The sequence below is a fragment of the Streptomyces sporangiiformans genome (assembly GCF_005768555.2).
GTDB classification, from domain to species: Bacteria; Actinomycetota; Actinomycetes; order Streptomycetales; family Streptomycetaceae; genus Streptomyces; species Streptomyces sporangiiformans.
In genome coordinates this window covers 16627-31109 of the sequence record NZ_VCHX02000171.1, presented here as the reverse complement: position 1 = coordinate 31109, position 14483 = coordinate 16627, and the positions used below count along the sequence as shown (strand labels likewise).

Here is a 14483-nt window from a genome sequence, read left to right as displayed (position 1 = left end):
CTAAAGTGGTCGCGAGTACGGCCCTGGAGAGAAGCCATGACCGAGGCAACCCGTCCGGAGGACGGCACCACCCGCAGCACGTCGGCGACGATCTCCCCGAACATTCTGCGCTACCTGGACCAGATCACCGAGGAGTACGGAGTCGACCTGCAGCCGGAACTGGCCCAGGTCGGTCTCACCGAGACCCTGATGCGCTCGGCGGCCCTGCGCGTCTCCTACCGCCAGGGCAGTGCCGTCATCCGGCGCGCCGTCGAACTTACCGGGGACGAGAATCTGGGCCTGCGGGTCGGAGCCGCGCAGCACCTCACCGCCTGGGGGCTGGTGGGCTTCGCCATGCTCGCCAGCGACACTCTCCAGGTCGCCATCGAGGCGGGGGTACGCTTCCAGAACGTGTCCGGGGCAATGACGGTCTGGTCGGCGGGCCGGGAGGGCTCTGACTACGTGGTCCGAGCCGACCTCCCGGACCCGATGGTCGACCCGAACGTCGCCGTCTTCCTTGTCGAGGAGGCGTTCTCGAGCGTCGTCACCCTGGGCCGCCTCGCCGCCGACGTCGGCCTCGCACCCCAGGAGGTCCACTTCGCCTTCGCCGCCCCGCGCGACGTCCAGCCCTTCCGCGACATCTTCCGCTGCCCCCTGCACTTCGGCGCCTCCCGCAACCGGCTGGTGGTGCCGCAGGCATGGATCAACCGCCCGATGCCGGGCCGCGATCCGGTCACCTACGCCTCGACCCTCGAACTCCTCGAAGGGCAGATGGCCTCCCGCCGTCGGCAGCAGGACCTGCTGGAGATCCTGGAGATCTCCGTCGCACAGAGCCTCCCGGTCGTCCCCTCCTTCTCCGAGCAGGCCCGCAGACACGCGTCGAGCGAGCGGACGCTGCGCCGCCGCCTGGCCGACTGCGGCACCTCCTACGAGGCGATCGTCGAGGGCGTCCGCCGTGAGCGCGTCGAACTGCTCCTACACCGCCCTCACCTCACCCTCCGCGAGGTGGCCCGCCAGGCGGGCTTCTCCGACGAACGCGCCCTGCGCCGGGCGGTCCGCCGCTGGCACGGCATGGCACCGTTGCAGCTGCGCGAGGGCTTCTCTTCGCAGACGGCGGGAACAACGCCGAGTCAGGGGCGCGGGCAACTACGCGACCAGCCGTAACCGGACCCGTAGCCGCCACCACACCAGCCCCCCCCCACGCTTGAAGGCGGTCTGGGCCGTGGTCGACCAGAGTCGTGGTCGAACATCTCCTCGGACGCCTTGCCGATCTTGAGTCCGGACTCGCCTACATCGAGGAGAACACCACTGCTGGGACGTGCTCTTGCTCCGCCTGCCCGACGACATCACCTCGGTCTAGCAACTCCCCAATGCATACGAGTCGGCTCCGCTCGGCCGCCTGGACGATGTCCTTGCGACCATCACGTGCGCCGTCCCCGAAGCCGACCTTTCCGACCCCACCTGGGGAGAGATCCTCGGACCCACCTGGTCGATGGAACTCAACATCGGATCAGACGACCCCGTGGACTCGATCATGCTCCACATCCGGGGCTCCGGCGACGACGTCCTCAGGGTCGTCTTCCGCCTCGCCGAAGCCCTGAACTGCAAGGTCCTCGACTGCGCGGAAGGAGAACTCATCACTCCACGACAGACATCAGGCTGGCACGCCTTCCAGCAGTACCGCGACCACGCACTCGGCACGACAGTCGGGTAGAACGGCCGACATGACGGTCTTCTACTGTGCGAAGTGCGGTGCTCAGCTGACCCGCGACCTTCAGGAGCTTCCAGAGGTCCCCGACGCCCGCGTAGCCGACGCAGACCGCGACCACAAAACCCGGTTGGCGCCGTCGACCGTGCCCATGGGGTCCTACGCCATCGACCCGAAGCCATGGGGCGCACCATTGTGCGATCGTTGGTGCACGACCCCGAACCTGATGCATCCGGGAATCGCGCTCTTCTTATGCCGCCCGAGCTGGACGGAGCGGTCTCCACCGGCCCCAGGAACTCGGTGATCGTGCATCCGAAGGACGTGCCGAGCCTCCGTCCGACCGGCGCGTTGGGCATACACCGCGGGTGCTGCGGGCCGTTGGGAACAGGGGGCCGCAACATGGCGTGCGTCTGTGGAGCACTCGTGGCAACCTTGCCGCGGACTGCCTCGGGCCCCATGAACTGCACCTCGACCCCATCCGTGTGTACGCCTACAACACCGAACCCAAGGCGTGACCGCAGATCCCTCGTCACCCTGGGCCCCACTCCCTGCGGTACTGACTCACCGTGCTGGCCCAAGGGCCCGCCCGGCAGAAACGGGGAACGATCACCGTCCGACTGGGGAACGATCTTCAACACGCTCCGCAGCCCCAGGCCAGACCGATTCGTGAACACCCCTACAGCCGCACGCCCGTAAGCACGCAGGGCGGGAGAGGGAGACACCTCCCTCTCCCGCCCTGCGCGGTGTCACGCTTGCGACCGATGCGCCTCGGCCGAGGCGCCTTGGTGCACCTCAGTCGAGATCGCTCTTCTTGATGTAGCCCGAGTCCACGAGCACCCGCTTGTAATTGCCCTTGTCGACGCTCACCGGTTCGAGGAGGTACGCGGGGACGATCTTCTTGCCGTTGTCGTACGTGTCGCTGTCGTTGACGACGGGCTTCTTGTTGTGGATCACCGCGTTGACCATGTACGAGGTGATGAGCGCGAGCTCACGGGTGTCCTTGTAAACGGTCTCCGACTGCTCGCCGGCGATGATCGACTTGACCGAGGGCACCTCGGCGTCCTGCCCCGTGACGATGGGCAGGGACTTACCCGCCTTGCCGTAGCCGTGTGACTTCAGCGCCTTGATGATGCCCAGCGACATGCCGTCGTACGGCGAGAGGACCGCGTCGATGCGCTCGGTCCCGTAGTGGGCGTCGAGCAGGTCGTTCATGCGCTTCTGGGCCCTGACGCCGTCCCAGCGCAGCGTAGTGATCTTGTCGAGATTCGTCTCCCCGGACCGCACGACGAGGTCGCCGTTCTGGACGTAGGGCCGCAGGATTTTCATCGCCCCGTCGAAGAAGAACTTGGTGTTGTTGTCGTCGGGGGAGCCGGCGAACAGCTCGATGTTGAACGGACCCTTCGCGCTGCCGTTGACCAGTCCCAGTTGCTCGATGATGTGGTTGGCCTGCAGCTCGCCGACCTTCTCGTTGTCGAAGGTGGCGTAGTAGTCGACGTCGGGGGTGCCCAGGAGCAGACGGTCGTACGAGACCACGGGTATGTGGGCGGACTCCGCTCTTCGCAGGACCTCGTTGAACGAACGTCCGTCGACCGCGGCGATGACCAGTGCGTCCACACCCTGGTCGATCATGGTCTGCACCTGCTCGACCTGGGTCTTCGGATCGTCTTCCGCGTACTTCAGGGAAGCGCCGTAGCCGAATTCCTTCATCTGCTTCACCATGTTCCGACCGTCGTCGATCCACCGTGCGGACTTCGTCGTGGGCATGGCAATGCCGACGCTCTGGTCTCCTCCGCTGCCCGCGTCGCCGTCCTCGCCGCACGCGGCGAGAGAGACGGAGACGACCGCGGACAGGACCGCGGCTACGGTGGTGCGGACGCGCATGCTCATCGTTCCTCACAGGGTGAAAGACATCCGCAGCGCGCGGTTCCAGGGCGGGCGGATCCCCAGGTGCGTCCCAGGGGTGCCTGCGCCGAGGTCGTACCGAGGCTGCGTGGCAGGAGTTCGGGGCGCCACACCGGAGCGGTTCGCACGATTCATACGTCCTATGTGGTTCGCCAGGCGGACCGACGCCCGATACGTGGAGTTCTCCGGAGTCGGCTGGAATCACCGGGTCGCGCTGAGGTGGTGCGAGATGGTGCGGTGGGATGGTGTAGCGTCAGACCGCTCGGTATGTGCATCAGCCGGCCTTCCGCAAACACCCGCACACAAGCAGGCCGGGGTGACCGGCCTCACGCGCGCGGCCTCGAACATGGATGCGCGGCAGCGTATCCGGTTTTCAGCCCCTGCGGCGCCCCTTGTGTCACATTCGTTGCGCGGGCGCACGATGAACGAGACCCCGGGTCGCGGGGCGGTGCCCCCTCCTGAGGTGTGACCTGGTCTTCCGCCTACGCTTCGTGCGCGGCCAGTTGGGCAACCAGGTGGTCGGCGAGCTCGCGGACCTGGGGCATCAGGCCGTCCCAGGACTCCCTCTCGTCTCCGAGGTAAACGGACCGCGCATGCGCCAGTACGGGTCGGTGCCGGGCCGGAAGGCGGTCGAGTACCCATGCGGCCGCCGCGTCCTTGGAGGTGATCGTCCCGGTCTCCAGGGTCGTCCAGATGCGCGCCAGGGTCAGCAGGACGTTACGGGTGTCCGAGTCCAGATCGGCGAGCAGCTCCGGCACGCCGGCGACGATCGCCCGCCGCAGGTCCTCCTGCGGTACGGGCGCGAGGACCTCCGCCGGGGGCGGGCCGGACAACGCGGCGTTCCCGAGCAGCACCATCGTGATCAGCGGTGCCAGATCGGGGGTCGGTGCCGGTTCCGGCACCACACCCCGCTCGAACTCCTTCCGCAGCCACTCGCCGTAGAGGAACTCGCCACGGGGCGGGTAGCGCCAGGGCCGGACATCGCCCTGGGCCACGACCGTGAGCTCGACCGGGCGGGCGGAACCGGCGCGGGCCCCGGCGCCGGAGACCTCAAGGAGCCCTTGGACCAGGGCGCGCCGCTCGCGCTCCGCCGTACGCCGCCGCAGGACGACGAACACGTCGAGGTCGCTACTCGGCCGCAGGCCACCGAGCACGGCGGAACCATGTGCGTAGACGCCGACGACGTCCGTCCCGAACAAGCGGTGCACCAGACGCAGGACGTCCTCGGTCTGAGATGAGCGGTCCGTCACGGTTTCGGATCGTAGGGGCCAAGCAGCTCGCGGGCACAACGATTTCGGACCGTTCCCCGGCCGTGGTGGTGACGGCGGTGGGAACCGGGGAAGTCGAACCGAAGGAAGGGGCAACCCGGGTCGAGCCGAGGGCGGCGCATGGACACGAACGTGTGGGTGGTGGTCCTTCTCGTCGCGGCTCTGCTGGCCGCGATGCTCGCCGTGGCGGTCGCGCTGCTCGTCCGACTCGTCAGGACCCGGCGCGCTCTGCGCCGTGCCGGGCTTCCGACGGGCTCGCCCTGGGTCTTCTGGGGGGCCGTCGCCTACGTCGTCATGCCGGCCGACCTCCTGCCCGATCCCGCCTACCTCGACGACATCGGCGTCCTGCTCCTGGCCCTGAGGTCCATGCGTACGTCCGCTGACCCGCGGATCTGAAGCGGCCGTGCGTCTGCTTGGCTGAGTGCCGTCAGGCAGGTGAGCTCGAAGGTTCGGGACGGTCACGGTCATGCGGGAAAACATTCACCAAGTCGCCGACGGCGTTCATCTGGTGCACGGCAGCAACACCAACTGGGTGATCCTCACCGACGGTGACGCCGTCACCCTGGTGGACACCGGCTATCCCAAAGACCGCGAGAAGCTCCTCGCATCGCTGTCCGCGCTCGGCCACTCGCCCGAGGCGGTCACGGCCGTACTCATCACCCACGCGCACAACGACCACCTCGGCTCGGCCGAATACCTCCGCGGTACGTACGGCACGCCGGTCTACGCCGACGAGGCCGAAGTCCCGCACGCACGGCGGGACTTCCTCCACCAGGTGACCATCGGCCAGGTCCTGGGGAACGCCTGGCGTCCCGGTGTCGTTCCGTGGGCGGTGCACGCGCTGCGGTCCGGCGGCACCGCCCACATCCCGGTCGCGAGCCCCCAGCCGTTTCCCGCCGCCGGCCCGCTGGATCTGCCCGGCCGCCCCGTTCCCGTACCCACCCCCGGCCACACCGCCGGCCACAGCGCCTTTCACCTGCCGGACGCGGGGATCGTGATCTCCGGCGACGCGCTGGTCAGCGGTCATCCCACCTCGCGCGTCAAGGGACCGCAGTTGCTGCCCCTCATGTTCGACCGCGATCGACAGGGCACGGTGGCCGCACTGGACGTCTTCGAGGCACTCTCGGGTGACGTACTGCTGCCCGGACACGGCCCGGTCCACCGAGGTTCGGTACGCGAGGCGGCGCGGCGCGCCCGTGAGCGGGCGTCCTGACGGCCGCAGCTGTACGGGGTCGAGGTGCTCGGACCAGGACGTCCGACCGCCGCCGACGGTGAGCCGGGGAACCCCCGCTGACCGGTGAGACGTTGACCCGGCAACGCCCTTCGGGGCGGGTACGGCGACCCGGCACCCCGACAGGCGGCAGCGCGATGAGTGAGTTGGTTCCCGGAGGCAACCTGCCCTTGCCGAGCGGCACCCTGACACTGCAGGTGCCGGGCCCGTTCGACGTGTCCGCGCTCATCACCGACGACAGCGGCAAGGTGCGCGGCGACGGCGACTTCGTGTTCTACAACCAGCCGGCCGCTCCCGGGGCGCGGCTGAGCGGCGAGACGCTCAGCGTCGACCCGCCCGCGCTGCGACCCGGGGCGAGTCGCGTCACCGTGGTCGTCAGCCCTGCCGAGCCCGGCACTCCCCTGGGCCGGCTTCCCGCCCCGAGTCTGCGCGTGGCCGGGCCCGGCGGCCGTGTCCTCGCCAGGTTCACCCCACCCCGCCCCCAGCGGGAAACGGTGCTGCTGCTCGCGGAGATCTACCGCCGCGGCACGACGTGGAAGCTCCGCGCACTGGGTCAGGGGTACGCGGACGGGCTGGCGGGCATCGCACGGGACTTCGGAGTAGAGGTCAGCGAGGACGCCGCTCCGGCGTCGGCGCCACCCGTCGGTGCCGGGGCATCCGGGACCACGGCCACCGGGCGATCGGCCACGACCACGCCTTCCGGCCCGGCAAGGAACACGCCTGCCGCGCCCGCCCGGGGCCACGCTGTCCCGCCCGCCCGGCGCACGGGCGCCACTCCGCCCACAGGCTCTGGCGCCCCCTCCCCCGACGGCTTTCTCGGCATCGTCAACTCCGCTCGTGCCGCTGCCGGTTCCCCACCCGTGGTCCTCGACCCCCGCCTCACCGCCGCGGCCCACGCGCACGCAGCCGGCATGGCGGCGCGGGGGCGCCTCGGCTCCGAGGGCGCGGACGGGCTCTCCCTGTACCAGCGCGTGACCGCGGGCGGGTACGCGTATCTCACCGTCGGCGAGCACCTCGTCTCCGGTCCGCGCACCCCGGCCGAGTTCGTGGAGTACTGCCTTTCGGACGGGCAGTCCAGCGGCACGCTCCACGATCCCGCGTTCACCGAGGCCGGTGTGGCGTACGTCGCCGACCGCCGTTCCGGCACGCTCTACTGGACGGCGCTGTGGGCCCACCCCTTCACCCCCGGCGGGCTCGCCCGGACGGCCGCCGAAGTCATCGCGCTCACGAACGCCGAACGCGCCTCGGCCGGGCTGCCGCCCCTGGCCCTCGATTCCCAGCTCACCGCGGCGGCGCAGGGGCACAGCGCGGACATGGTCGCCCGCGCCTTCTACTCCCACACCGCACCCGACGGCAGCGAACCCTGGCACCGGGCCGCCGCCGCGGGCAGCACCCGGCGCACCATCGGCGAGAACATCGCCTGCGGCCAGCGCTCCCCCGCCGAGGTGGTACGCGGCTGGATGAACAGCCCCGGCCACCGCGCCAACATCCTCAAGCCGGCCTTCACCCACATAGGCGTCGGCTTCGCGGGCGGCGGCACGGCGGGTACGTACTGGACCCAGCTCTTCGGCGCCTGACCGCATCCATCGCTCTTCATCGCCGCAGGTCAGAGGCCTGTTAACGGTGATGACAACGGTCACCGATGCAGCCTTTGCCGATCTCCGCGAGGTGCGCTTCACTGCGTGGAGTCGGCCACCGAATCCAGGGGGAAGCAATGACCAGCGCGCACCACGACCACGGGCCGGGCGGGCACGCCGGGCACGCGCACGGTGTGGCCGCGGACGCGGACCGCCGCTGGCTGGCGATCGCGCTGACCCTGATCGCCTCGTTCATGGCGGCCGAGGTCGTGATCGGTGTCCTCGCCCAGTCGCTCGCCCTGATCTCGGACGCGGCGCACATGCTCACCGACGCCGTGTCCATCGTGCTGGCGCTCGTCGCGATGCGGCTGGCCGCGCGCCCGGCCCGCGGCGGCTTCACCTACGGCCTCAAGCGGGCGGAGATCCTTTCGGCGCAGGCGAACGGGCTCACTCTGCTGCTGCTCGGCGCCTGGCTGGCGTACGAGGCCGTGCACCGGCTGATCGATCCGCCCGAGGTGGAGGGCGGGCTGGTGTTCGGCACGGCCCTGGCCGGGATTCTGGTGAACGTCCTGGCGGCCTGGTGCATCTCGAAGGCCAACCGCTCCTCGCTCAATGTGGAGGGGGCCTACCAGCACATCCTCAACGACCTGTTCGCGTTCATCGGCACCGCCGTCGCCGGTCTCGTCGTGCTGCTCACCGGGTTCGCGCGGGCAGACGCCATCGCGACGCTGATCGTGGTCGTCCTCATGGTGAAGGCGGGCTACGGGCTCGTACGGGAGTCCGGGCGGATCTTCCTGGAGGCGGCGCCGGCCCATCTCGACCCGGACAGCATCGGGGACCGGCTGGTCGCCCACGACGCGGTGGTCGAGGTGCACGACCTGCACGTGTGGACGATCACCTCGGGCGAGCCCGCGCTGTCCGCGCACGTCCTCGTCGACCCCGTAGCGGACTGCCACACGGTGCGCCGGGATCTGGAGAAGACCCTGCAGTACGACTACGAGATCACTCACACCACCCTTCAGGTCGACCACGCCCCGGCGGAGGTGCTGGAGGTCCGCTCGAGCGCCGTCGACGACGCGCACTGCGGGGCCCCGCACGGACCGGTGCACCGCCACGGGCCGCACACCCACTGACCCGCCCCGCCCCGCCCCGACGGGGGCGGGGGGGCAGGGACGGGCAGACCGGCTAGGACGGCGACTGCGCGCTGGTGCCCCGCAACTTGCGCATCTCTCCGCCGACTTCGGTGCGCAGGACCTTGAGGAGGGCGGGCTTGGCGCCGATCGCCCACTTCGGGCCCACGAGATATGTACCGCCATAGACAGCGGCGGCGTCGAGCCATGTCTCCTTGAACTTCTCCGCCGGGAACGTCGTGACGGTCCAGTCACCACGCCCGGTCCGGCACACGCCTTCGCGGAGTTCGTCGGCCTCGATGCGGATCTCCGCCTTGCAGCCCGTCAGCGACGCGATCTTCTCGACCTTCGCCGGTGCCGGGGAGACGGTCTTCGGGCTCGGCTTGGTCTGCGATTTCGCGGAGTCGGCCGAACACCCCAACAGCAGGGGACTCAGCAGGGCGGCCGCCGCGACAGTGCACAGGGAGCGGAGGCGAGGGCTCGTCACCGTGGTTTCCTTCCTGGATTTCCTGGACAAGGACCGGATTCGACAGGGGATACGTGAGGTGGCGCCAGGGCGTTCAACACGGTCTGACAAGCCCGTGATTCGCCGAGGGCAGAACGCCACCCCCTTCCTGACGCGCGCCACGCTCCTAGGCTGGAGAGGTGAGCAGCCACGCGTCGAACCGAGCCCGCGTCATTCCCCTGCGACCGGTGCGGACGGAGCCCGCCGGGCCCGCCAGGTCCGCCAAGCCCGCAGAGTCGGCCCAACAGGCCGGGCCGCCCGGGCCGGCCGCGAAGGAGCCGCTGTGGCGGGACGTCGTGGGTGACGTCCTGCGGCGCGAGCGGCTCGCTCAGGAACGGACGCTCAAGGACGTCGCCGACGCGGCCCGCATCTCGATGCCGTACCTCTCCGAGTTGGAGCGCGGCCGCAAGGAGGCCTCGTCAGAGGTCCTCGCGGCCGCTGCGCACGCGCTCGGCCTCGGCCTCGCCGATCTGCTGGCCCTGGCCCACGGTCAACTNCTCGGCCTCGGCCTCGCCGATCTGCTGGCCCTGGCCCACGGTCAACTCGCCCAGCCGGCACGGCCGCTCAGGGCCCGCACCGCGCCCCGGCCCTCCGAGGCGCAGTCGCGGCTGAGCGTCGTACGTCTCGCCGCCTGAGCGGGCACCGTCGCGCCCCGTAGGGGCGCGGGGAACTACGTGACCGGCGACGACGAACCCGCGGCTTCGAACCGGCCTTCCAGCGGAGCGCTCACGCTGCGGCCACCAGCCGCCGGCTGAGCACCTCGTCGGCGAGCCCGTACTCCACGGACTCCTGCGCGGTGAACACCTTGTCGCGGTCCATGTCGGCGCGCAGGGTCTCCACGGAGTGATGCGTGTGCCGGGACAGCACCTCCTCGACCTGCGAGCGGATGCGGACCATCTCCTTGGCCTGGAGGCTGAGGTCGGAGACCGTGCCCCGGGCGCCGCCGCTCGCGGGCTGGCCGAGCAGCACGCGGGCGTGCTCCAGGACGAACCGCCGTCCGGGGTCTCCACCGGCCAGGAGCACCGCCGCGGTCGAGGCGGCCTGGCCGACGCAGAATGTCGAGATGGGCGCCCTGACGTAGCTCATGGTGTCGTAGATCGCCATCAGCGAAGTGAACGAGCCGCCGGGCGAGTTGATGTAGATCGCGACCTCCCGCTCGGGCGCGGACGACTCCAGGTGGAGCAGCTGGGCGATGACGGCGTTGGCGACGCCGTCGTCGATCTCGGTGCCGAGGAAGATGATCCGCTCGGACAGCAGCCGGCTGTAGATGTCGTACGCGCGCTCACCGTGAGGGGTGCGCTCGACGACGTTGGGAATCGTGTACTGGGCCATGTCAGAGTCCCATCCGTCGCTTCGAGGTGGCAGGGCGGACGTCGTCGAGGGACTCGACGACCCGGTCGACCATGCCGTACGCCATCGCCTGCTCGGCCGTGAACCAGCGGTCGCGGTCGCCGTCGCGGGAGATGGTCTCCTCGGTCTGGCCGGTGTGTTCGGCGGTGATCCGCTCGATGGTCTGCTTGGTGAACTGGAGGTTGTCGGCCTGAATGGCGATGTCGGCCGTGGTGCCGCCGATGCCGGCCGAGGGCTGGTGCATCATGATCCGCGCGTTCGGCAGGGTGTAGCGCTTGCCGCGTGTCCCGACGGTGAGCAGGAACTGCCCCATGCTCGCGGCGAATCCCATCGCAAGGGTCGCCACGTCGTTCGGGATGAGCCGCATCGTGTCGTAGATCGCCAGGCCCGCGTGGACGGATCCGCCCGGGCTGTTGATGTAGAGGCCGATGTCGGTGCGCGGGTCCTCCGCGGAGAGGAGGAGCAGCTGGGCACACACGCGGTTCGCCGAGACCTCGTCGACCTGGGTGCCGAGGAACACGATGCGCTGGTTGAGGAGTTGGCCGGCGAGGTGGTCGTCGAAGCGTGATGGAGGGGTGTCTCCCTCCTCCGCCCTGGGTGCCAGGGCCGGGGCCCAGCCGGTGCCGGGTCCGGTACCGATCCCCGTACTGAAGGGTGCCATCGTTCCTCCTCGTGGTGGCGCGGCTCGCATCGCCGCGGTGTCTCCACCCTCGGCCCGACGACGGGGGCGCGGAAGGAATCTCGGCCCGCAGCAGATTCGCCGACGGCAGAGCCCGCGGCCCCGGGGAGGGGCTACTTCGTCACCACCAGCGAGAACTCGTACAGGTCGCCCCGGCACAAGGATTCGCCGTACTCCACGACATGGCCTGTCTCGTCGTACGCCGTGCGCCGTACCAGCAGGGCGGCGGAGCCCTCCCCGACGCCGAGCAGCCGGGCTTGACGGCCGGTCACGTTCACCGCCCGGATCTGCTGGGTCGCCCGCACCACGCGGACGCCCTGGGTGATCTGCAGGGCCTCCGACAGCGAGCCTTTCAGAAGTGACTCGTCCAGGTTCGGGAACCGCTCGGCGGAGAGGTAGACCGTCTCCAGGCAGATGGGGAAGTCGTCGCCGAGGCGCAGCCGTTCGATGCGGTGGAGGGTGGTGCCGGGGTCCACGCCCAGGGCCGTGGAGTGGTGCAGGTCGGCCTCGACCAGCTCCGCGGCCAGGAGTTCGGAGCTGGGCCGGTAGCCACGCGATCGCAGGTCCTCGGAGAACGAGGTGAGCGTCGACGTCTTGGTGATCTGGGGGTGTGAGACGAACGTCCCCACGCCTCGCACGCTGCGGATGAGGCCGTCCTCGCGCAGCGCCTGGAGCGCGCGCCGGGCGGTCGCTCTGCTGACGTCGTACCGCTCGGCCAGCTGCCGTTCGGTGGGTAGCGCCTCGTCGGGCCGCATCCGGGCGATGTCGGCCTGGAGCCGCCGCCGGAGCGCCTCGTGCTTGTAGGACTCCATCGGCTTCATCGACTTCGTCGACTTCATCGCCCGGCCGTCGTCTCCGCGCCTGTCCTCGACCGTCACATTCACTCCGCGGTTCGCACGTGTCCGCTATCCCCGAGGGGCGCGGTAACGGGGCATCAGCGTACGCACCACGTCCAGGGTCGCCCCGGCGGCGTGCGGTCCGGGCGTCTTCGCCTCACTCCGGCCGGCGATCCACCGCTCCTCCCAGTCGATCAGGGATGCCTCGAACTCCTTGGCCCGGTAAGGGGATCCCGTCTCGATGGCCCGGCCGATGTGCTCGTACCAGCGCCGCCAGCGGTGGAGGTGGAACGAGCGGACGAGCCCGGCCCAGTGCCGCCCCGAGTAGTCGTGCAGTTCGCTGCGGGCGTGGCCCCAGAGCGTGAGGATGCGCCGCGCGTCGGCCGCGTACAGCTCGGCCTCGGCGGGGGTGGATGCCCAGCTCCTGGCGTCGGCCAGCCAGGCGTCCAGCCGGTACTCCGGCCGGGTGGCCAGCAGTCGGTCCAGATCCTCGATGGTGGCGAGCAGCGCGGTGGCGGCGGAGTCGAAGCGGTCGGCGTCCCGTGCGAGAGCCGCGTCCGCCGCCCGCCCCTGCTGCTCGCATGCCACATGGGTGAGTACCTGCGCGGTGACGTCGCACAGGTCGCGGCCGAGCGGGCCAGCGCTGTCCTCCTCCGTCGCCTCACCGGCCAGGAGCGTCCACGCCTCGTCCAGCCCCGGTGGAACGGTGGGTGACGCGGGCGCCGCCAGGTGCACCGGGAGTTCCGGACGCAGATCGCCTGCCGACGTGGGCCGGCAGACGATGACCGAGCCCGGTGGTCCGGGGCCGTCAGCGGCGTAGACGGTGTCGTGCAGCAGTTCCCAGGCGCGCAGCAGCAGGGGGCTCACGCGGCCGTACCGGGCCCGGGTCCAGCTCTGCAGCCACACTCGTACGTCCTTGACGCCGCCCTGCCAGGCGACGTCCGCCAGCAGTTCGTACAGGACCGGGTCTGCGCCGAAGGCCTCCATGCTCGCGCCGATTCCGGAGAGCGAACTTCCGCGTGGGTCAGTGCGTGCCCGCGCGGCGCCGGTGGCGATCTCGTCCAGCCGACCGTAGAGCCCTGGCCGCCCGCCCAGGTTGTGCAGCATGCACCACACCCACGGCTTTCCCCGGTACCCGTCGGTGTCGCGCCAGACCGGCCGGTGCTCGGCCCACAGGTCGAGGATCAGCATCCGCTCGTCCGGGATCGCGTCGAGGAAGGCCCGGGTCCGCTCCGCCGTCCAGTAGTCGGAGCGGTAGGAGAAGGGCCACGCCTGCAGCACCCAGGTCGCCCGGTCGTCCACCGCGGTCATGGCGCCGTGCACGGCCTGGGCGACGCGGGCGATGTCCGCGGGATCGGTCACGGGGGGCGTCGTCTCGATGAACGGATCGGCGGCGTAGAGGTGGTCGGTGCCGAAGAGCCGGGTCTGCTCGGTCAGCAGCGCGATGCCGAACTCCTCGAACAGCGGGTCGCGCGGGTCCAGGACACCGACCTCGAAGTCCCACCAGGGAAGGGTCGTCGACCGGGCGCCCCGGTCCGCGATCAGTTCCCGGGGGACATGCCCGGAGAAGCCCTGGAGGACGGGCCGCATGCCCAGGGAACGCTCCCGGTCCAGGATGCGGCGGCCCAGGTCCGCGTGGCCGTCGATCCAGCCCTGGGGCAGTGGGCCGCCCCAACTGTCGAGGGAGGAGAGCCAGTTCCAGGGGAGGTAGGCGGGGCCGCCGAGGAACCGGCGGGCACCCTCGTCGTCGAGGCCCGCGTGCAGGAGGGCCCGTTGCCAGGCCGCCTCCATGCCGGTCATCGCCAGCGGGGTGGTCACGCCGTGCAGTGCCATCCAGTCGATGTGGCGCTCCCAGCGCGGCCAGTCCCAGAACGCCGTGGTGTACCCGAAGGTGCAGACGTTGAAGTGGTAGCGGTGGCGGTAGGGGGAGGTCGTCCGGGCGGCCGTTCCGGTGCGCGGCAGGCGGTCGGGCAGCCGGGGGACGGGCGCGTCCCAGGTGATCTGCGTCCGGCAGACGGTCCGCAGATACCAGCGCAGTGCCGAGGCGACGGCGACACCGCTGGACCCACGCAGCACGACGCCTCCCGGCCCGGCGTCGACCTCGTACCAGTCGGGCCCGCTCTCCCCCGGGACCACGTCGGCGGTGAACTCGGCGGCCCGGTCCCCGAGCAGTCGCTGCAGCAGGTGCTGGGCTGCCTGATTGTCCGGCGCCTGTGGTACGTACCACACGAGCCTCAGGCTAAGTCGGCTGTTTCCTGACGGTCAAGGAAATGCGCTCCCCTGTCAGTGAGTTGGTGCGAGGACTGTGCAGCCGTCCG

The 14483-nt window shown here is 70.4% G+C and carries 13 protein-coding genes and 1 pseudogene; 7 read left to right on the top strand and 7 right to left on the bottom strand.

Annotation, left to right across the window (positions count from 1 at the left end; translation table 11 throughout):
• The first annotated feature begins 36 nt into the window (after positions 1-36).
• Positions 37-1143, top strand: a complete 1107-nt coding sequence (locus FGD71_RS29600) for an AraC family transcriptional regulator (protein WP_119103610.1) — start codon at positions 37-39, stop codon at positions 1141-1143.
• Positions 1144-1471: 328 nt separating this feature from the next.
• A complete protein-coding gene (locus FGD71_RS49195) occupies positions 1472-1693 on the top strand; it encodes a hypothetical protein (protein WP_240436834.1) in 222 nt (73 codons plus the stop codon).
• 786 nt (positions 1694-2479) lie between these two features.
• Here FGD71_RS49195 and chvE read toward each other — a convergent pair.
• Positions 2480-3574 carry a multiple monosaccharide ABC transporter substrate-binding protein gene (gene chvE, locus FGD71_RS29585; protein ID WP_420878358.1) on the bottom strand — a complete coding sequence of 365 codons (1095 nt, stop codon included), beginning with the start codon at positions 3572-3574 and terminating at the stop codon, positions 2480-2482.
• Positions 3575-4071: 497 nt separating this feature from the next.
• Positions 4072-4839 (bottom strand): aminoglycoside adenylyltransferase family protein, encoded by a 768-nt coding sequence (locus tag FGD71_RS29580; RefSeq protein WP_119103608.1) that lies wholly within the window; start codon positions 4837-4839, stop codon positions 4072-4074.
• Positions 4840-4977: 138 nt separating this feature from the next.
• On the opposite strand from FGD71_RS29580, the gene FGD71_RS29575 reads away from it, so the two are divergent.
• From FGD71_RS29575 to FGD71_RS29560, 4 genes are all read left to right on the top strand, one after another.
• Complete coding sequence (locus FGD71_RS29575; protein WP_119103607.1) at positions 4978-5253, top strand: YkvA family protein; 276 nt, start codon at positions 4978-4980, stop codon at positions 5251-5253.
• 70 nt (positions 5254-5323) lie between these two features.
• Positions 5324-6070, top strand: coding sequence for an MBL fold metallo-hydrolase (locus tag FGD71_RS29570; protein ID WP_119103606.1), 747 nt, complete (start codon positions 5324-5326; stop codon positions 6068-6070).
• 155 nt (positions 6071-6225) lie between these two features.
• Positions 6226-7665 (top strand): CAP domain-containing protein, encoded by a 1440-nt coding sequence (locus tag FGD71_RS29565; protein ID WP_119103605.1) that lies wholly within the window; start codon positions 6226-6228, stop codon positions 7663-7665.
• A 137-nt stretch (positions 7666-7802) separates the two neighbouring features.
• Positions 7803-8798, top strand: coding sequence for a cation diffusion facilitator family transporter (locus FGD71_RS29560; protein ID WP_119103604.1), 996 nt, complete (start codon positions 7803-7805; stop codon positions 8796-8798).
• Between the two features lie 52 nt (positions 8799-8850).
• Here the strand turns inward: FGD71_RS29560 and FGD71_RS29555 are convergent, their stop codons facing one another.
• Positions 8851-9282: an SET domain-containing protein gene (locus FGD71_RS29555; RefSeq protein WP_119103603.1), complete on the bottom strand. Its 432-nt coding sequence runs from the start codon at positions 9280-9282 to the stop codon at positions 8851-8853.
• A gap of 158 nt (positions 9283-9440) precedes the next feature.
• Between FGD71_RS29555 and FGD71_RS29550 the strand changes: the two are divergent.
• A pseudogene (locus tag FGD71_RS29550) lies at positions 9441-9796 on the top strand (helix-turn-helix domain-containing protein); the annotation flags it as partial.
• A gap of 230 nt (positions 9797-10026) precedes the next feature.
• Here FGD71_RS29550 and FGD71_RS29545 read toward each other — a convergent pair.
• From FGD71_RS29545 to FGD71_RS29530, 4 genes are all read right to left on the bottom strand, one after another.
• A complete protein-coding gene (locus FGD71_RS29545) occupies positions 10027-10632 on the bottom strand; it encodes a ClpP family protease (RefSeq protein WP_119103602.1) in 606 nt (201 codons plus the stop codon).
• 1 nt (position 10633) lies between these two features.
• Positions 10634-11311 carry an ATP-dependent Clp protease proteolytic subunit gene (locus tag FGD71_RS29540; RefSeq protein WP_119103601.1) on the bottom strand — a complete coding sequence of 226 codons (678 nt, stop codon included), beginning with the start codon at positions 11309-11311 and terminating at the stop codon, positions 10634-10636.
• Between the two features lie 131 nt (positions 11312-11442).
• Complete coding sequence (locus FGD71_RS29535; protein ID WP_119103600.1) at positions 11443-12207, bottom strand: GntR family transcriptional regulator; 765 nt, start codon at positions 12205-12207, stop codon at positions 11443-11445.
• A 27-nt stretch (positions 12208-12234) separates the two neighbouring features.
• Positions 12235-14394 (bottom strand): alpha-N-acetylglucosaminidase, encoded by a 2160-nt coding sequence (locus FGD71_RS29530; protein ID WP_119103599.1) that lies wholly within the window; start codon positions 14392-14394, stop codon positions 12235-12237.
• Positions 14395-14483: the final 89 nt, after the last annotated feature.

Bases quoted from the DNA above. Each gene is read 5' to 3' on its own strand.
- FGD71_RS29600 (WP_119103610.1), top strand. From the start codon at position 37: ATGACCGAGGCAACCCGTCCGGAGGACGGCACCACCCGCAGCACGTCG.
- FGD71_RS49195 (WP_240436834.1), top strand. From the start codon at position 1,472: ATGGAACTCAACATCGGATCAGACGACCCCGTGGACTCGATCATGCTC.
- chvE (WP_420878358.1), bottom strand. From the start codon at position 3,574: ATGAGCATGCGCGTCCGCACCACCGTAGCCGCGGTCCTGTCCGCGGTC.
- FGD71_RS29575 (WP_119103607.1), top strand. From the start codon at position 4,978: ATGGACACGAACGTGTGGGTGGTGGTCCTTCTCGTCGCGGCTCTGCTG.
- FGD71_RS29570 (WP_119103606.1), top strand. From the start codon at position 5,324: ATGCGGGAAAACATTCACCAAGTCGCCGACGGCGTTCATCTGGTGCAC.
- FGD71_RS29565 (WP_119103605.1), top strand. From the start codon at position 6,226: ATGAGTGAGTTGGTTCCCGGAGGCAACCTGCCCTTGCCGAGCGGCACC.
- FGD71_RS29560 (WP_119103604.1), top strand. From the start codon at position 7,803: ATGACCAGCGCGCACCACGACCACGGGCCGGGCGGGCACGCCGGGCAC.
- FGD71_RS29545 (WP_119103602.1), bottom strand. From the start codon at position 10,632: ATGGCCCAGTACACGATTCCCAACGTCGTCGAGCGCACCCCTCACGGT.
- FGD71_RS29540 (WP_119103601.1), bottom strand. From the start codon at position 11,311: ATGGCACCCTTCAGTACGGGGATCGGTACCGGACCCGGCACCGGCTGG.